This is a genomic window from Streptomyces sp. NPDC033216 (genome assembly GCF_055577115.1).
This window is the reverse complement of sequence record NZ_JBVIQK010000012.1, coordinates 144,421-162,970: the sequence shown is the minus strand read 5'-3', so window position 1 is coordinate 162,970 and position 18,550 is coordinate 144,421. Positions and strand designations below refer to the sequence as shown.

The 18,550-nt window shown below is 68.3% G+C and carries 13 protein-coding genes; 9 read left to right on the top strand and 4 right to left on the bottom strand.

Annotated features, from left to right (window positions below):
• A complete protein-coding gene (gene rpsF, locus ACZ5Y0_RS22670) occupies positions 1-291 on the bottom strand; it encodes a 30S ribosomal protein S6 (protein WP_359463672.1) in 291 nt (96 codons plus the stop codon).
• Between the two features lie 286 nt (positions 292-577).
• Between rpsF and ACZ5Y0_RS22665 the strand changes: the two genes are divergently transcribed.
• From ACZ5Y0_RS22665 to ACZ5Y0_RS22655, 3 genes are all read left to right on the top strand, one after another.
• Positions 578-889, top strand: a complete 312-nt coding sequence (locus ACZ5Y0_RS22665; protein ID WP_469130497.1) for a hypothetical protein — start codon at positions 578-580, stop codon at positions 887-889.
• A gap of 213 nt (positions 890-1,102) precedes the next feature.
• Positions 1,103-2,224, top strand: coding sequence for a peptidoglycan bridge formation glycyltransferase FemX (gene femX / locus ACZ5Y0_RS22660; protein ID WP_467509526.1), 1,122 nt, complete (start codon positions 1,103-1,105; stop codon positions 2,222-2,224).
• Positions 2,225-2,314: 90 nt separating this feature from the next.
• Entirely contained in the window at positions 2,315-3,346 is a 1,032-nt protein-coding gene (locus ACZ5Y0_RS22655; protein ID WP_469130496.1) for an alanine racemase, read from the top strand.
• A gap of 77 nt (positions 3,347-3,423) precedes the next feature.
• On the opposite strand, the gene ACZ5Y0_RS22650 is transcribed toward ACZ5Y0_RS22655, so the two are convergent.
• Entirely contained in the window at positions 3,424-4,923 is a 1,500-nt protein-coding gene (locus ACZ5Y0_RS22650; protein WP_469130495.1) for a glycosyltransferase family 87 protein, read from the bottom strand.
• Positions 4,924-5,054: 131 nt separating this feature from the next.
• Entirely contained in the window at positions 5,055-7,745 is a 2,691-nt protein-coding gene (locus tag ACZ5Y0_RS22645; protein WP_469130494.1) for a transglycosylase domain-containing protein, read from the bottom strand.
• Between the two features lie 384 nt (positions 7,746-8,129).
• Between ACZ5Y0_RS22645 and ACZ5Y0_RS22640 the strand changes: the two genes are divergently transcribed.
• From ACZ5Y0_RS22640 to ACZ5Y0_RS22625, 4 genes are all read left to right on the top strand, one after another.
• Positions 8,130-8,813 carry a PadR family transcriptional regulator gene (locus ACZ5Y0_RS22640; protein ID WP_469130493.1) on the top strand — a complete coding sequence of 228 codons (684 nt, stop codon included), beginning with the start codon at positions 8,130-8,132 and terminating at the stop codon, positions 8,811-8,813.
• Positions 8,814-8,857: 44 nt separating this feature from the next.
• The gene (locus ACZ5Y0_RS22635) at positions 8,858-9,940 is read left to right on the top strand and encodes an inositol-3-phosphate synthase (RefSeq protein WP_469130492.1); all 1,083 of its coding nucleotides are present in this window, start codon (positions 8,858-8,860) and stop codon (positions 9,938-9,940) included.
• A gap of 163 nt (positions 9,941-10,103) precedes the next feature.
• On the top strand, positions 10,104-11,366 hold the full coding sequence (locus ACZ5Y0_RS22630; RefSeq protein WP_469130491.1) for an MFS transporter: 1,263 nt from the start codon (positions 10,104-10,106) through the stop codon (positions 11,364-11,366).
• Positions 11,367-11,491: 125 nt separating this feature from the next.
• Entirely contained in the window at positions 11,492-11,998 is a 507-nt protein-coding gene (locus ACZ5Y0_RS22625; protein ID WP_469130490.1) for an LppU/SCO3897 family protein, read from the top strand.
• A 103-nt stretch (positions 11,999-12,101) separates the two neighbouring features.
• On the opposite strand, the gene ACZ5Y0_RS22620 is transcribed toward ACZ5Y0_RS22625, so the two are convergent.
• The gene (locus tag ACZ5Y0_RS22620) at positions 12,102-13,568 is read right to left on the bottom strand and encodes a CCA tRNA nucleotidyltransferase (protein WP_469130489.1); all 1,467 of its coding nucleotides are present in this window, start codon (positions 13,566-13,568) and stop codon (positions 12,102-12,104) included.
• Positions 13,569-13,825: 257 nt separating this feature from the next.
• Here ACZ5Y0_RS22620 and ACZ5Y0_RS22615 point away from each other — a divergent pair, with 257 nt between their 5' ends.
• Complete coding sequence (locus tag ACZ5Y0_RS22615; RefSeq protein WP_469130488.1) at positions 13,826-16,213, top strand: DUF6049 family protein; 2,388 nt, start codon at positions 13,826-13,828, stop codon at positions 16,211-16,213.
• 44 nt (positions 16,214-16,257) lie between these two features.
• The gene (murJ, locus tag ACZ5Y0_RS22610) at positions 16,258-18,549 is read left to right on the top strand and encodes a murein biosynthesis integral membrane protein MurJ (RefSeq protein ID WP_469130487.1); all 2,292 of its coding nucleotides are present in this window, start codon (positions 16,258-16,260) and stop codon (positions 18,547-18,549) included.
• Position 18,550: the final 1 nt, after the last annotated feature.

Genomic DNA, 18,550 nt, shown 5'->3' with positions numbered 1-18,550 from the left:
TCAGTGGTTCTCGGGGCGGAGGACCTTGGTCCGGAGGACCGACTCGTTCAGGTTCATCTGGCGGTCGAGCTCCTTGACGACCGCAGGCTCGGCCTGAAGGTCGATGACCGAGTAGATGCCCTCGGGCTTCTTCTTGATCTCGTACGAGAGACGACGACGGCCCCAGGTGTCGACCTTCTCCACCTTTCCGTTGCCCTCACGGACGACGGAGAGGAAGTTCTCGATCAGCGGGGAGACAGCGCGCTCCTCGAGATCGGGGTCGAGGATGACCATCACTTCGTAGTGACGCATGTGGAACCCACCTCCTTTGGACTCAACGGCCACGGTCGTTCCGTGGCAGGAGGGTTGTGATGCGTACGCAACGGTATAGGCCGCCACTGACAGTCGGGGGTCGCGTCGCGACTTCCCGTCCTGAGCTGGGCGGAGTCCCTGGCTGTGCCTGGGCAGACACCGGTGCAGAGGGTACAGAGTACCTGCACACCGGCTTCCGGTTGAAATCCGGGCCGGGAGGCCGTCAATCTGTACACATCGGGTGTGTACGGCGCTACGATGCGCCGCTTTCCGCAGGAGGTGCCTCATGGCACAGGCATTGCGACCCAACACCGCCGGTTCTCTCCTCGCCACCGACGGCAGGCCCCATCCGCTCCAGGACACGCTCTTGGCCGTCACTCTGGTGCTGGGCGCGGTGGCCTTGATCACGGCGATGTTCCACAGCCTCCACCTGCTCAGCTCGTGGGCCGGCCTGGTGGGAATCCTCACCGGTGCGTACGGGCAGTGGGTCTCCGAGACCACTCGTGAGCGCTTCGGGCTGATTTTGGGCCTCGGTGCCTCCGGCATCGGCTTCTTCCTCGGCATGGCCCACGGCGGCCTCTTCGGCGGCCTGTGGTGACCTGACCCACGCCCGTCCGGCACGCCACCGCGGCGGTCGCCGGCCCGCGCCGCACAGGACCGGCTCCGCCCCGGCGGAACGCCCCGGCCGTCCATGGGCCGGGGCGAAGGTGCCGTACGCCCAGTCGGGGCGCTCGCAAGGCGCAGTAGGCTTCGGCGCGAGAGCCGGAGCCCCTGTACCCATGGGGACACACCAGCCCGAGGAGCGCCCCGAATGAGCCTGACCCTGAGGACGATCAGCCGCGAGCAGCATCTGGCATACATCCAGAGCCTGCCGGCGGCGAGCCACATGCAGGTTCCGGCCTGGGCCGATGTCAAGGCCGAGTGGCGGTCGGAGAGCCTCGGCTGGTTCGACGGCAGGACCGGTGAACTCGTCGGTGCCGGCCTCGTCCTCTACCGCCAGCTTCCCAAGATCAAGCGTTACCTCGCCTATCTGCCCGAGGGACCGGTCATCAACTGGTACGCGCCGAATCTGACCGAGTGGCTGGAACCGATGCTCGCGCACCTCAAGCAGCAGGGCGCCTTCTCCGTGAAGATGGGTCCGCCGGTGATCATCCGGCGCTGGGAGGCCGCCTCCATCAAGGCGGGCATCCAGAACCCGGACGTGAAGCGACTGCGGGACATCGAGGCCGACTTCATCGAGCCGCGAGCCTTCGAGGTGGCCGACAAGCTGCGTCGGATGGGCTGGCAGCAGGGCGAGGACGGCGGTGCCGGCTTCGGCGACGTCCAACCGCGCTACGTCTACCAGGTGCCGCTGGCGAACCGTTCCCTGGAAGAGGTCCACAGGAACTTCAACCAGCTCTGGCGGCGCAACATCAAGAAGGCCGAGAAGGCCGGTGTCGAGGTCGTCCAGGGCGGCTACCACGACCTCGAGGAGTGGCAGCGGCTCTACGAGATCACGGCTGTGCGCGACCATTTCCGGCCTCGCCCGCTGTCGTACTTCCAGCGCATGTGGACGGCCCTCAACACCGAGGACCCCAACCGCATGCGGCTGTACTTCGCCCGCCACAACGGCGTGAACCTCTCGGCGGCGACCATGTTGATCGTCGGCGGGCATGTCTGGTACTCCTACGGCGCCTCCGACAACATCGGCCGGGAGTTCCGCCCCTCGAACGCGATGCAGTGGCGGATGCTGCGCGACGCCTACGCCCTCGGGGCCTCCGTCTACGACCTGCGCGGCATCTCCGACTCGCTGGACGAGTCGGATCACCTGTTCGGCCTGATCCAGTTCAAGGTCGGCACGGGCGGACAGGCCGCCGAGTACCTGGGCGAGTGGGACTTCCCGCTGAACAAACTGCTCCACAAGGCGCTCGACATGTACATGTCGCGCCGCTGAGCATCCGTCAGCTGCTTCGATGCGTCATACGTCTCGACAGCTCCCCACCTCTGACACACCGCAGCCACGAGAAAGGTTCCAGGTCCGGCCATGGCGCTCACGCTCTACGTCGACACCGCGCGCTGGCGGGCGCACCACAAGCACGTGCAGGAGCAGTTCCCCGGGCTCGTCCCGGTCTGCAAGGGCAACGGCTACGGCTTCGGGCACGAGCGGCTGGCGGAGGAGGCCACCCGGCTGGGGTCGGACATCCTCGCTGTCGGCACGACCTACGAGGCCGCGCGCATCAAGGACTTCTTCAGCGGTGACCTGCTGGTGCTGACGCCGTACCGGCGCGGCGAGGAGCCCGTCCCGCTGCCCGACCGGGTGGTGCGGTCGGTGTCGTCCATCGACGGTGTCTACGGCCTCGTGGGTGCGCGCGTGGTGATCGAGGTGATGTCCTCGATGAAGCGACACGGCATCAGCGAGCAGGACCTGCCGCAGCTGCACGCCGCCATAGAGAACGTCCGCCTGGAGGGCTTCGCCATCCATCTGCCGCTGGACCGTACCGACGGCTCGGACGCCGTCGAAGAGGTCATCGGCTGGATGGACCGGCTGCGCGCGGCCAGGCTGCCGTTGCACACGATGTTCGTGAGCCACCTCAAGGCCGACGAACTCGCCCGTTTGCAGCAGCAGTTCCCGCAGACCCGCTTCCGTGCCCGCATCGGCACCCGGCTGTGGCTGGGCGACCACGAGGCCACCGAATACCGTGGCGCCGTCCTGGACGTCACCCGCGTCACCAAGGGAGACCGCTTCGGCTACCGACAGCAGAAGGCGGCCTCAGACGGCTTTCTGGTGGTCGTGGCGGGCGGCACGTCGCACGGGGTGGGCCTGGAGGCCCCCAAGGCCCTGCACGGCGTCATGCCGCGCGCCAAGGGCGTCGCCCGCGCCGGCCTGGCCACGGTGAACCGGAACCTCTCGCCGTTCGTCTGGGGCGGCAAGCAGCGCTGGTTCGCCGAGCCGCCGCACATGCAGGTGTCCATCCTCTTCGTCCCCTCGGACGCGCCGGAGCCGACGGTCGGCGACGAACTGGTGGCCCATCTGCGGCACACCACCACGCAGTTCGACCGCATCGTGGACCGCTGAGCACCACACGACGACGTCAGGCCGTACACGGGGCTCCGTGTACGGCCTGACGTCTGACCGGGCCGGATCGCGTTCGCTCAGGGCGAACGGTCGGCGGTGTCCCGCTTGCCCCACTCCAACTGTGGCCCGTCGGAGGGGGCGGCGTGCCGGGCGGGATGTGCCGCGGCGCCCAGGACGAACACGTCCTCCGCCCCGTCGAGCACGCCGCCCGAGGGGTCGTCGTCCCCGGCCTGTCGGACCACGTCCCGCTCGGGCATCAGGATGTCCCGCACCACCATGACGCTCAGGTAGAGCGTTCCGAGCAGGTGCACGCCGATGGCCCAGTGGTAGCCGTCGGTCGGCAGTCCCTTGTGGGCGTCTCCGCTGGTCGTGTAGGCGAGGTACAGCCAGATACCGAGGAAGTACGTCACCTCGCAGGCCTGCCAGATCAGGAAGTCCCGCCACTTCGGCCGGGCCAGTACGGCCAACGGCACGAGCCACAGGACGTACTGCGGCGAGTAGACCTTGTTGGTGAGGATGAAGGCCGCCACGATCAGGAACGCCAGTTGGGCGAAGCGCGGGCGGCGCGGAGCGGTCAGCGTCAGCGCACCGATGCCCAGTCCGCACACCACGACCAGGAGGGTGGCGAGGGTGTTGACGCTGTCGGTGGTGAGCGGATCGCTGGAGTTCTGGGCCAGGATCAGCCAGAACGAACCGAAGTCGACGCCCCGCTCCTGGCTGAACGTGTAGAACTTCGACCAGCCCTCGAAGGCGAAGAGCATCACCGGCAGGTTCACCACCAGCCAGGCGACGACCGCACCGCCCAGTGCCGTGCCGAAGTCCCGCCATTTGCCCGCCCGCCAGCACAGGACGAACAGGGGGCCCAGCAGGAAGACCGGGTAGAGCTTGGCGGCGGTGGCGAGCCCCAGCAGAACGCCGAAGGCGAGCGTCCGTCCGCGTGACCACATCAGCATCGCCGAGGCGGTCAGAGCGACCGCCAGGAGATCCCAGTTGATGGTGGCGGTGAGCGCGAACGCGGGCGCCAGGGCCACCAGCAGACCGTCCCAGGGCCGCCGGGCATGCGTCCGGGCCACGCAGACGGCCATGACGGCCGCGCACGCCATCAGCATTCCGGCGTTGACCATCCAGTACCACTGACCCTGGTGCTGGGCACTGCCGCTGCCCGGCGTCAGCCAGGCGGCCACCTCCATGAACACTCCGGTCAGCACCGGGTATTCGAGGTACTGCATGTCGCCGGGAAGCCTGTCGAAGTACGGCACGAGCCCGTCGGCGAATCCGCGTCCCTGGTACAGGTGCGGGATGTCCGAGTAGCACGCGTGCGTGTACTGGGAGACGGCGCCGAAGAACCAACCGCCGTTGTAGCAGGGCGCCTTCTGGATCAGGCCGAGGGCGAACATCCCGATGGCCACGAGCGCGACGACCCGGACGGGCGAGAGCCAGTTCGTCCCGGTCACAGCTCGCCGCCCCAGAGGGCCGCCGATCAGCTCACTGCCGGCCGCGGCCACCTCGTCGTTCCTGGTCGGCTGCACCGGATCCGGGTCGTGCACGCGCGCTGGCGTCGATTCTGCACTGGGCATGGCCCACATCCTGCCGTACGGGCCTGGCAAGACGCCGAGGGCCGCCTCACCTGGTTCGGTGAGGCGGCCCTCGTTTCACGTGAAACGTCCGCCTGTTTCACGTGAAACGCCCGTACGGGGTGATTGCCCGGCTATCCGCTCGCTCCTCCGAAGAAGCCCCCGCCGTTGGCATTGCCTCTGGTGTCCTCTCCGGTGTCGCTGGGGGAGGGCGAGGGACTCGTCTCCCCGGTGCCGCCGTTGTTGCCTCCGCCGTTCACACCGCCCGAGTTTTCCTCACAACCGAAGAAGCTGTTGCAGGTGTCGCTCGGGGAGGGCGACGGCTCCGTCGTCGTCTTACTGGGGGTAGGGGACGGCGAAGGGCTCGTCTCCTCCGTCTCTGTGATCGTCGGAGTGGGCGACGGGGGGATCGGGTCCTGGTTGACGACCTCGCCGATGGGCTCGGGGGTCGGGAACCTCTTCTTCGGCAGGTTCTTCATGGCCTCGGCCATGTAGTCGTGCCAGATCTCCGCCGGGAACGAGGCACCGTGGATCTTCTTCTGCCCACCCGTCCCGAACATCTCCAGGAAGGTGCGGTTCTTCTTGGTCTCGTCGTCGTCGTACCGGAACATCGTGATCGCCGTCGACAGCTGCGGCGTGTAGCCGACGAACCAGGCCGACTTGTTGCCGTCGGTGGTGCCGGTCTTGCCGGCCACGTCACGACCTGGCAGCTGCGCGGCGGTACCCGTTCCCTTCTCGACCACGGTCTTCAGCACGTCCGTGACGTTGTCGGCGACCTTCGACGTGAACGCCGGCTTCGTCTCGGTCTTGTGCGTGTAGATCACACCGTTCTGGCTCGTGACCTTCTGGACCGAGTAGGGGTCACGCTGCTTGCCGCTCGCCGCGAAGGTGGCGTAGGAGCCCGCCATCCGGATCGCACTCGGGTCGGAGATGCCGATCGAGAACGACGGGAAGTCGGAGCCGGTGAGGCTTCCCGGCTTGAGACCGGCGTCTTCTGCGGCCTCTTTTACCTTGTCCAGACCGACGTCCATGCCCAGCTGGACGAAGGCGGAGTTCACCGACTCGCGCATCGCCTCACGCAGGTCGATCTTGAAGTTGGGCGGGCTGCCGTAGGAGGCCTGGCCGTCGTTGGTCTGTAGCCACTCCTCGCCCTTCTCGTTCTTCCAGATCGTCCCGTCGTATTCCTTGATCTTCAGCTTGTTCTTGCCGCTGAACAGGCTCTTCGGGGAGACGATGGTGCGCTCGTCCTGGGCCTGCGACGATCCCAGGTCCTTGTCCCGTACTCCCCAGTTCATCGCCGCCGCGAGGACGAACGGCTTGAACGTCGAACCCACCTGGGCACCGGTCTGGTCGGCGTTGTTGGTGAAGTGCTTGGTCGCGTCCTCACCGCCGTAGATCGCCTCGATCGCTCCGGAAGCCGGGTTCACGGAGGCCCCGCCGAACTGGACGTGTGTGTCCGTCTCGGGACGTTCCTTCGGCTTGATGTTGGCGTCCCGGACCTTCGTGACCGCCGTCTCCAGTTTTCTGACCTTGACCCTGTCGAAGGTCGTGTAGATCGAGTAGCCGCCCTGCTGGAGCTTGTCCTGGGTGATCCCCGTTTCCTTGCTGTGGGTGATCACATAGCTGTTGGCGAGGTCGACGAGGTAGCCGATCTGACCGCTCAGCTGGGTGTTCGAGCGAGGGTTCTCCAGCTCGGGCAGCGTGGTGTACTTGGCCCGCCTCGAGGCGTCCAGGTGCTTGTACTCGACCATCTTGTCGAGGGTGTCCTGCATCTGGTTCAGAGCCCGCCGACTGTTGGCCGTCGCCGTCGCGGAGGGGTCGATGGAGGTGGCGCCTGCCGGGTCGTAGTAGGTGGCGCCCTTCAGCGTGGCGGCCAGGAAGGCACACTCACCCTCGTTGAGTTTGATGGCGTCCTTGTCGAAGTACGCGCGGGCCGCCGCCTGGATGCCGTAGGCGTTGCGCCCGTAGTACGCCGAGTTCAGGTAGCCCTCGATGATGTCGTCCTTGTCCTCCTCCGCCCCGACCTTGATCGAGACGAAGATCTCCTTGAACTTCCTGGAGAGCGTCTGGGACTGGTCGTTCAGCATGGCGTTCTTGACGTACTGCTGGGTGATGGTCGAGCCACCCTGCGTCTGTCCGCCCCGCGCCATGTTGAAGACGGCGCGCGCGATGCCCTTGGGGTCGATGCCGCTGTCGTCGTAGAACGTCTTGTTCTCCTGCGAGATCACCGCCCAGCGCATCGCCTCGGGGATCTGCGAGAGATCGATGATCTGGCGATTCGTCTCACCACCGGTGGCAACCATCTGGGTGCCGTCACTCCAGTAGTAGACGTTGTTCTGCGCCGTGGCCGTCTCGTCGACCTTGGGGACGGCGACCATGGCGTACCCGACGCCCGCCACCGCGACCAGACTGCCCATGAAGCCGACGAACACGCCGGTGACGAGCTTCCAGGACGGCACCCAGCGCCGCCAGCCGTGCTTGCCGGCACGCGGATAGTCGATCAGACGCTTCTGGGCGGGCGCCGAGCGCCCCCTGCCCCGGCCCGGAGGGCCGGACGGGTCGCCTCGGCGGCCTCCCGCCGGCTCGGCGGCTCTGCGCCGACCACCCGCGCTCCTCTGCGCCGTGCGCCGGGCGTCGGCACGGCCACCGGACGACGGCTCTTCGCCTCCCGGCCCGTAGAAGCCCGACCCGTACGAGTCGGAAGGAGACCCGGTGGCGCCTCGCGGTGCCGCACGGCGGCCGGAGGACGAGCCGGGCTGGCCGCGTCGGGCCGCGGCACGTCCGCCTTCCTGCGGCTGCGGCGGTTTGCGACGGTGCTCACTCATCGAACGACTACTCCTCGGGCAGGCGCATCCGTACGCGCCTGGAAACGGCGGCTGGTTTCCTGTCCCCCCGAAGTACGGATGCGGTTGCTGGCGCATTCACCCGTACTGCACCGGGGAACTCGACGCCCCCCGGCGTCACGCGAGTCCCCGTGGTTTGCATGGCGCACAGACTACGCACCGCCGAAACCCCCCGAGCCCCGAAGTTCACCCCAATCCCGGCAAGTTGCCTGCAACGGGTTCGCGATGTGATCCCGTTCACTACCGCCCCCCTTGTCCCAGCCGGAAGGCCGTTCTATCGTGCTGATGTATCGAGTCGATACATCAGCACGGCATAAGACCGTCAACGGGCCCGTCACCACGGGTCGCGGCAGAGAGGAGGCGACGATGAGCCGGCGTTCCGGGATCCTCGAGTTCGCCGTCCTCGGCCTGCTCCGCGAGTCCCCGATGCACGGCTACGAGCTGCGCAAGCGACTCAATACCTCGCTGGGCGTGTTCCGTGCCTTCAGCTACGGAACCCTTTACCCCTGCCTCAAGACGCTCGTCGCCAATGGCTGGTTGATCGAAGAAGCAGGGAACAGCCCGGAGGACGCCCTCGCCGCTCCTCTCACCGGGCGCCGCGCCAAGATCGTCTACCGGCTCACGGCGGAAGGTAAGGAGCACTTCGAGGAGTTGCTCTCCCAGACGGGCCCGGACGCGTACGAGGACGAGACCTTCGCCGCACGCTTCGCCTTCTTCGGGCAGACCTCCCGCGATGTGCGCATGCGCGTCCTGGAGGGCCGCCGCAGTCGCCTGGAGGAGCGTCTCGAGAAGATGCGCGCCTCGCTGGCGCGCACCAGGGAGCGCCTCGACGACTACACGCTTGAGCTCCAGCGCCACGGAATGGAGTCCGTGGAGCGCGAAGTGCGCTGGCTGAACGAGCTCATCGAGAGCGAGCGGGCCGGACGGGACCTGAAGGGTTCCGGCTTCGGGGGGCCCGCTCAGCAGAACACCACATCTGGATCGACGGGCGGCCTGCCCCGTCACGGAGACACCTCCGGGACGGATACGCCCGACGAAACCGCCACGTGAGCGCCCACTAAGGGCCTCACTCGTACACACAGGGAGCAACCGGAATGGGTTCGGTTCGCGTAGCCATCGTCGGCGTGGGCAACTGCGCGGCGTCGCTGGTGCAGGGCGTCGAGTACTACAAGGACGCCGACCCGGCGTCCAAGGTCCCGGGCCTGATGCACGTGCAGTTCGGGGACTACCACGTCGGTGACGTCGAGTTCGTCGCCGCCTTCGACGTCGACGCGAAGAAGGTCGGCCTCGACCTCTCGGACGCCATCGGTGCCAGCGAGAACAACACCATCAAGATCTGCGACGTGCCCAACAAGGGCGTCACGGTCCAGCGCGGCCACACCCTCGACGGTCTCGGCAAGTACTACCGCCAGACCATCGAGGAGTCCGCCGAGGAGCCGGTGGACATCGTCCAGGTCCTGAAGGACAAGCAGGTCGACGTCCTCGTCTGCTACCTGCCCGTCGGTTCCGAGGACGCGGCGAAGTTCTACGCCCAGTGCGCCATCGACGCCAAGGTCGCCTTCGTCAACGCCCTTCCGGTCTTCATCGCCGGCACCAAGTCGTGGGCGGACAAGTTCACCGAGGCCGGCGTCCCGATCGTCGGTGACGACATCAAGTCGCAGGTCGGCGCCACCATCACCCACCGTGTGATGGCGAAGCTGTTCGAGGACCGCGGAGTCCGCCTCGAGCGCACCATGCAGCTCAACGTCGGCGGCAACATGGACTTCAAGAACATGCTGGAGCGCGATCGCCTCGAGTCCAAGAAGATCTCGAAGACGCAGGCCGTCACCTCGCAGATCCCCGACCGCGACATGGGCGAGAAGAACGTCCACATCGGTCCCTCGGACTACGTGGCCTGGCTCGACGACCGCAAGTGGGCGTACGTCCGTCTCGAGGGCCGCGCCTTCGGTGACGTCCCGCTGAACCTGGAGTACAAGCTCGAGGTCTGGGACTCCCCGAACTCCGCGGGTGTCATCATCGACGCCCTGCGCGCCGCGAAGATCGCCAAGGACCGCGGCATCGGCGGCCCGATCCTGTCGGCGTCGAGCTACTTCATGAAGTCCCCGCCGGTCCAGTACTTCGACGACGAGGCCTACGAGAACGTCGAGAAGTTCATCCGCGGCGAGGTCGAGCGCTGATCCGGCGGAGTACGGCGCGCAGACCCCGCCGAGGGTCGCGCGCCGGATCGGCACAGCACACCGCGCTGCTTTCGGCAGCGCTGAACATTCGCTCCTGCCAGGGCTGACGAGGGCCCCCGGGTCGTGTGATCCGGGGGCTTCGCCGTGTGTGAGGCTGTCCCCCATGGCCGTCGTCCGCGATCTGCGCGTCCTGCTGCACTTCGGCAACTTCCGGCGCCTGCTCTCCGTACGACTCCTCTCCCAGTGCGCCGACGGCGTCTACCAGGTCGCGCTCGCGGCATATGTCGTGTTCTCGCCGGAGAAACAGACCTCCGCCACCGCGATCGCCTCGGCGATGGCGGTCCTGCTGCTCCCGTACTCCCTGGTCGGTCCCTTCGCCGGCGTCCTGCTGGACCGCTGGCGCCGCCGCCAGGTGTTCCTCTACGGAAACCTCCTGCGCGCCCTGCTGGCCTCGGTCACGGCCGTCCTGATCATCGGCGGCGTTCCCGACTGGCTCTTCTACGCCTCCGCTCTCTGTGTCACCGCGGTCAACCGCTTCGTCCTGGCCGGTCTGTCGGCGGCGCTGCCGCGGGTGGTCGACTCCGAGCGCCTGGTCATCGCCAACTCCCTCTCGCCGACGGCCGGAACGCTCGCCGCGACCGCGGGAGGAGGTCTCGCCTTCGTGATGCGGCTGCTGGTCGGGGACTCCGATGCCGCCGTCGTCCTGATGGGCTCGGCGCTGTACCTGTGCGCCGCCCTGGTGTCCCTGCGCCTGGCGGTGGACCTGCTCGGCCCCGAGCGGGAGCGGGTCCCGCCCCGTCTCACCGTCGCCCTCCGGGGAACGGCCCGCGGCCTGGCGGCCGGTCTGCGTCACCTCGCCGAGCCGGGGCGCCGACCGGCCGCCCGGGCGCTCTGCGCGATCACGCTGATGCGGTTCTGCTACGGCGCCCTGACCGTCATGATGCTGATGCTCTGCCGGTACGCCTGGTCCTCCGACCCGGAGGAGGGTCTGGCACTTCTGGGGCTGGTGGTGGGTATCGCCGGCGCCGGGTTCTTCGTGGCGGCCTTGGTGACCCCGTCGGCGGCCGGGCGACTGGGTCCGGGCCGCTGGATCGCCGTCTGCTCGGCCGTCGCCGCCGTCCTGGAACCCGCCCTGATGCTCCGGTTCACCGAAGCCACCGCGTTCGTCGCGGCCTTCGTCCTGGGGCTCGCCACTCAGGGCGCGAAGATCGCCACGGACACCATCGTCCAGTCCTCCGTGGAGGACGGCTTCCGCGGCCGCGGTTTCTCCCTCTACGACGTGCTCTTCAACGTCGCTTTCGTCGGCGCCGCCGGAGTGGCTGCCGTGATGCTGCCGCCGGACGGGCGTTCGACAGTTCTGGTGGTCACGGTCGCCGTTATCTACGGAGCCGTTTCTCTGGCTTTGGCCCGTTTTGAACGTCAGTAAGTGTCACATCAATGCCACAGACTTCCCCTGGGCTACAAGGTTGTCAGTGGTGGCCGGTAATTTACGTGCGTCTTATCTCGCGTCTCACACGCGTCGCACATCCATGTTCTTTAGGGGGACCCCCAGTGACGACTCCGCCGCCCCAGGGCCAGAATCCGTTCGCGCAGCAGGGCCAGCAGCCCTACGGCCAGCCCCAGGGCCAGGCTCCGTACCCGCCGCAGCCCGGCCAGCCCGGCTTCCCGCAGCAGCCCACCGCCCCCTATGGCGCGGTCCCCCCGGCGCCGCCCGCCCGCAAGGTCAGCTTCAAGCTGATCAAGAACATCGTGATCGTCCTGGCCGTCATCGGTGTGGGCATCGGCGTCTTCATGACGAGCCGGGACGACGCCAACACGGCGGCTGTCGGCGACTGCATGCACCGCGGCAGCACCGACGACAACGACCCCGATCTCGAAGTCGTCGAGTGCAGCTCCTCGAAGGCTCAGTACGTGGTGCTGGCGAAGGTCAAGGGGGACTTCTCCTCGATCAGCGCGGAGACCAAGTGCACGGAGAAGGCCAAGGACTTCCAGTACTCGTACACCGAGACCGGGGACGGCAGTAACTTCCTGCTCTGCCTGAAGGACTACTCGAAGTAAGGCAGTCGTAGAGCAAGGGCGGTGTTTCACGTGAAACACCGCCCTTCGGCGTATCCGCGCCGGGGTCATGTTTCACGTGAAACATGACCCCGCTCCACGGGCCTCAGCCCTCCTTGGCCCACCACTCCCGGAGCGCCTCCACCGCCGCGTCGTACTCCATCGGTCCGTTCTCCAGCCGTAGTTCGAGCAGGTGCTTGTACGCCTTGCCGACGGCGGGGCCGGGACCGACGTTCAGGATCTTCATGATCTGGTTGCCGTCGAGGTCCGGGCGGATCGCGTCCAGCTCCTCTTGCTCCTTCAGCTCCTCGATGCGCTCCTCCAGCCCGTCGTACGCACGCGAGAGCGCGGCCGCCCTGCGCTTGTTGCGCGTCGTGCAGTCCGAGCGGGTCAGCTTGTGCAACCGATCGAGGAGCGGTCCGGCGTCCCGCACGTACCTGCGGACAGCGGAGTCCGTCCATTCACCGGTGCCGTAGCCATGGAACCGCAGGTGGAGCTCGACGAGGCGCGAGACGTCCTTCACCAGTTCGTTGGAGTACTTCAGCGCGGTCATACGCTTCTTGGTCATCTTCGCTCCGACCACCTCGTGGTGGTGGAAGGAGACCCGGCCGTCCTGCTCGAACCGACGGGTGCGCGGCTTGCCGATGTCGTGCAGCAGTGCGGCCAGACGAAGGATGAGGTCCGGGCCGTCCTCCTCCAGTGCGATCGCCTGCTCCAGAACGATCAGCGTGTGCTCGTAGACGTCCTTGTGCCGGTGGTGCTCGTCGCTCTCCAGCCGCAGAGCGGGCAGCTCCGGCAGCACGTACTCGGCGAGCCCGGTGTCGACCAGCAGCGTCAGCCCCTTGCGGGGGTGTGTGGAGAGGATCAGCTTGTTCAGCTCGTCGCGGACCCGCTCGGCCGAGACGATCTCGAGTCGGCCGGCCATCTCGGTCATCGCCGTGATGACCTCCGGGGCCACCTCGAAGTCGAGCTGGGCGGCGAAGCGGGCGGCGCGCATCATCCGCAGCGGGTCGTCCGAGAAAGACTCCTCGGGCGTGCCCGGGGTGCGCAGCACCCGTGCGGCGAGGTCATGGAGGCCGCCGTGCGGATCGATGAACTCCTTCTCGGGAAGCGCTACAGCCATCGCGTTCACCGTGAAGTCCCGCCGGACCAGATCCTGCTCGATGGAGTCGCCGTAGGACACCTCGGGCTTGCGCGAGGTCCGGTCGTAGGCCTCCGACCGGTAGGTGGTCACCTCGATCTGGAAGCTTCGATCGGCGTCTCCGACGCGGGCGTCCTTCTGCGCGCCCACCGTGCCGAACGCGATCCCGACCTCCCACACGGCGTCCGCCCAGGGCCGGATGATCTTCAGCACGTCCTCGGGACGAGCGTCCGTCGTGAAGTCGAGGTCGTTGCCGAGCCGGCCGAGCAGCGCGTCCCGGACCGAGCCGCCGACCAGGGCGAGCGAGAACCCCGCCTCCTGGAATCGACGGGCGAGGTCGTCGGCGACAGGAGCCACCCGCAGCAGTTCACTCACCGCTCGGTGCTGCACCTGGTTCAGGGCACTGAGGTTGTCTTCGTTGGCGTTCGGCACAACAGAAGAGAGTACGTGGCTCGGCATGGCGCGAGCGCCCCTATTGATAGGGACCGCCACCTCCCTCGAAAGCCGGACAAGACCAGCCTTTGCGACTTACGAGAACCCTCCACTTCACACGCGCACATAGGGGATGCCGCCCCCGTCGTACCTGATCTTGTGGAGCGGACCGCGGCACTTCCCCTCCGCGGGCATCGTTACCATGCGTGGACGCACATTCCGACGACCACTGACGACGACGAGGGACGGACGAGCGCGTGGCCGAGGCGGCAGACTTCCCGGGGATGGCTCCCTCACCTGCCCGCCGGTGGCTGCGGCGCACCGGAGCACTGCTCGCGGGTGCGCCTCTGCTGGCCGGTCTGCTCCAGCTGCCCGTGCCCTCGGCGCATGCCGCCGAACAGACCTCCACCAGGGAAGCCTCCGACACGGGCACGGTGTCCGTCGCCATCGACTCGCTCAGCCCCAGCGTCCCCACCGAGGGTGACACGCTGACCGTGTCCGGCACGGTGACCAACAAGGGCAAGCAGGCCGTCACGGACGCACACGTGGACCTGCGTGTGGGGTCGGCGCTGACCACCCGTTCGGCGATCGACAGGACCGCCAAACGCCCCGACGACCTGTCGAGCTCCACCGGATCCGAGGTGGGCGACAAGTACGTCGCCGAGTTCGCCAAGCTCACTCCGGGGGTCTCCCAGCAGTTCAGCATCTCCGTACCGGTCGACGAACTCGACCTCGGAGCCGGCGGTGTGTATCCGCTGGGCGTCTCCCTCTCGGGTGAGACGTCCGCCAAGCCCTGGGAGCAGTTGCTCGGCATCCAGCGGACGTTCCTGCCGTGGCTGCCCGACGAGGCCGATACCCGGACCCGTACCACCGTGCTGTGGCCGCTGGTCTCCGGCGTCCACATGACGGCCGAGACAGGATCGAACGAACGGCAGACGCCGGTCTTCCTCGACGACGACCTCGCCGCGGAGATCTCTCCCGGCGGCCGCCTCGACCAGCTCCTGAGGCTCGGCAAGACCCTCGATGTCACCTGGGTGATCGACCCGGACCTGCTGGCCTCCGTCGACGCCATGACCGAGCGGTACGACATCCTCGCCGGCGACACCACGACGGCCGGCAAGCACCAGGCCGTCGCCGGTCGGTGGCTCGCCGAGCTCCAGCGGGCCGTGCAGGGCAAGCAGGTCGTGGCCCTGCCCTACGCCGACCCCGACCTGGCCTCCCTCGCCCACAGCGGTACCAGCGTCACCGGCTCCCTGAGCCAGCTCAAGGCCGCCACCGACGTCGCCGCCAGCACGGTGGAAACCGTGCTCCATGTGACCCCGAGCACCGAATTCGCCTGGCCGGTGGAGGGCGCCGTCGACCCGTCGATCGTCAAGGTGGCCACCTCCGCGGGCGCCGACAAGGTGATCGCGCGCAGCGACAGCCTGCCGGAGAGCGGCGACCTCTCGTACACGCCCTCCGCGGCCCGCCCCATCGGCGGCGGCACCACGGCGGTCGTCGCGGACTCCCAGCTGTCGCAGACGTTCCGGGGCGATCTGACGACGGCATCCGCGTCCACACTCGCCGTGCAGGAGTTCCTCGCGCAGAGCCTGGCGCTGAACCTCCAGACGGACAAGCAGCGCAGCATCGTCGTGGCCCCCCAGCGCATGCCGACCGCGAGGCAGGCCCAGACGATGGCGGAAGCGGTCACCGCCCTTCAGGGCGGGACCTGGTCGCAGGCACAGCAGCTCGCGGCGGCCGCCACGGCCAAGCCCGATCCGGGCGCCACGACGAAGGTGCCGTCCCGGTCGGCCTACCGCTCCTCGCTCGTCAAGCGGGAGCTGCCGAGGTCGGCCTTCGTGGACATCGCCACCACGCAGGACCGGCTCGACAACTTCAAGGTGATCCTGACCGACGAGTCCCGGGTGGTGACCCCCTTCGGGCGAGCCGTCAACCGTGAGATGTCGACGTCCTGGCGCGGCCGGACCGCCGCGGCGAGCAGCTTCCGGCAGGGCGTCCAGGCCTACCTCACCACGCTCGCCGGCCAGGTCAAACTGATCGACAAGTCGGAGCTCAAGCTCTCCGGACGCAGCGCCACGATCCCGGTGACCGTCCAGAACAACCTCGTACAGGGCGTCGACCGCCTCGTGCTGCGGCTCACCTCGACCAATCCGACCCGTCTCGAGATCGGCGGCAAGGCCTACGACGAGCAGCCCATCGCGGTCGCCGGCGGGCACAGCACGACGGTGAAGTTCACCACCTCGGCCAACGCCAACGGCCAGGCCGCGGTCGTCGCCCAGCTGTACACCGAGGACGGCAGGGCGTACGGCGCGCCGGTGACCTTCGACGTGAAGGTCACCGAGATCACGGCCACCGTGATGCTCGTCATCGGAGGCGGTGTCCTGCTGCTGGTGCTCGCCGGCTTCCGGATGTACACCCAGCGCAAGCGCGCCGCGGCCCGGGGGACCGAGGACGACGGCGGGCCCGACGAAGCGGCCCCGTCAGCCGACGGGGCCGGGACCGGGCAACACTTCGCGAACCGTCCCGCCGAAGAGTCGGACGCCCGGTCCGGGGCGGACAACCCGGTGCAGCCGAGTGACGGGGCACCGGACACCGCAGCGGAAAGCCCCGACCCGTCCGGGACGGGTGAGAGAGTGGACCGTTGAGGATGTCGTGGCCGGACGGCCCGGAACGATGAGGTGGGGTAACCATGAACGCGCCGTACGACGGTGACCGCGGCCAGGCCGCGGGCAGCTCGGGTCACCCCGAGGGCCCGCCGCCCGACCACGGCCAGGTGCCGCCGCAGCATCCCGCGGACATGTACCTCCAGGACGCCTACGACCAGGACCCGTACCGATCCCAGGACCTCACGTCGCAGGATCCGGTCGCCGAGGCGCTCTACGACCGTGCCGCGCACCCCCCGCCGCCACCCGCCGCCTACCCTCCCCAACAGCCGCTCTACGGGCAGCCGCAGCAGTCCCCGTACGCGCCCGACCCTCGCGTGTGGGCCCCCACGCCGGCGCCCGAGCCGGAGGGCCCGACGCAGTACCTGCCGTACGGCGACGACCCCCGCACGACCCAGTACGTGGGCGTGGACGACCTCGTCACGCACTCCGGTGAGGAGCGTCACGAACCCGACGCCTTCGCTCACCTCTTCCGCGACCAGCAGCAGGGCGGCACCCGCTCACCGATGGACGCACCCTCGGTACCGGGACCGGCGCACGCTCCGGGCGGGCAGGGTCCGGCGACGCAGCACCAGGCACCCGTCGCCGCGTATGCGTCGGAGCCCGCGGGTTCGGCGTCCGGAGCCGACCAGACCATGAACCTCACCGCCACCCCTGCGGCGGCCCCGGCGCAGCCTGCGAAGAAGGGCGGGCGCGCCACGGGGTTGCTGAAGTCGAGCGCGGTGATGGCGGCGGGCACCATGGTCTCGCGTCTGACCGGGTTCATCCGGTCGGCGATGATCGTCGCCGCCCTGGGCCTCGGCTTTCTCGGCGACTCCTTCCAGGTCGCCTACCAGCTTCCGACGATGATCTACATCCTGACCGTCGGCGGCGGCCTCAACTCCGTCTTCGTGCCGCAGCTCGTCCGTGCCATGAAGGAGGACGACGACGGCGGCGAGGCCTACGCCAATCGCCTCCTGACCCTCGTGATGGTGGCCCTGGCCGCGCTCACCGGCCTCGCGATGTTCGCCGCGCCGCTCCTGGTCCGCATGCTGGCGAACCCCGTCGCCAACAACCCCGCGGCCAACGACGTCGCCGTCACCTTCACGCGCTACTTCCTGCCCTCGATCTTCTTCATGGGCGTCCACGTGGTGATGGGGCAGATCCTCAACGCCCGTGGGAAGTTCGGCGCGATGATGTGGACCCCGGTCCTGAACAACATCGTCATCATCGTGACGCTCGGCATGTTCCTGTGGGTGTACGGCACCGCGGCGGACTCCCACATGAGCGTCACGAACATCCCGCCGCAGGGCCAGCGGCTGCTCGGCATCGGCATCCTGCTCGGCCTGGTCGTCCAGGCCCTCGCGATGATCCCGTACCTGCGCGAGACCGGCTTCCGGATGCGGCTGCGCTTCGACTGGAAGGGCCACGGCCTCGGCAAGGCCGCCATGCTGGCCAAGTGGACGATCCTGTTCGTCCTCGCCAACCAGGCGGGTGCGCTGGTGGTCACCCAGTTGTCCACCGCCGCCGGCATCGATTCGGGCGTCAGGGGAACCGGTTTCGCCGCCTACGCCAACGCCCAGCTGATCTGGGGTCTGCCACAGGCCATCATCACCGTGTCGCTGATGGCCGCCCTGCTGCCCCGTATCTCGCGCTCGGCGGCCGAGCAGGACTCGGGCGCCGTCCGCGACGACATCTCCCAGGGGCTGCGCACCACGGCCGTCGCCATCGTGCCCATCGCCTTCGGCTTCATCGCGCTCGGCGTCCCCATGTGCACCCTGATCTTCGGCTCCTCGGGTATCAGCGAGGCCACCAACATGGGGTTCATGCTGATGGCCTTCGGCCTCGGCCTGATCCCCTACTCCGTGCAGTACGTCGTCCTGCGTGCCTTCTACGCGTACGAGGACACGCGCACCCCCTTCTACAACACGGTGATCGTGGCGGCCGTCAACGCCGCCGCCTCCGCCGCCTGCTACCTCGTGCTTCCGGCCCGCTGGGCCGTGGTCGGCATGGCCGCCTCCTACGGCCTGGCCTACGTCATCGGTGTCGGCGTCGCCTGGAACCGGCTGCGCAAGCGGCTCGGCGGGGACCTGGACGGTGCCCGCGTGCTGCGGACGTACGCGCGACTGTGCATCGCCGCCGTACCGGCCGCCCTGCTCAGCGGAGCTGCCTGCTACGGCATCGCCCAGACCCTCGGCCAGGGCGTCCTCGGCTCCTTCGCCGCCCTGCTGGCCGGCGGAGTCGTCCTGCTCGGCGTCTTCTTCGTCGCCGCCCGCCGTATGCGTATCGAGGAACTGAACTCGCTCGTCGGCATGGTTCGCGGGCGCCTGGGGCGTTGAC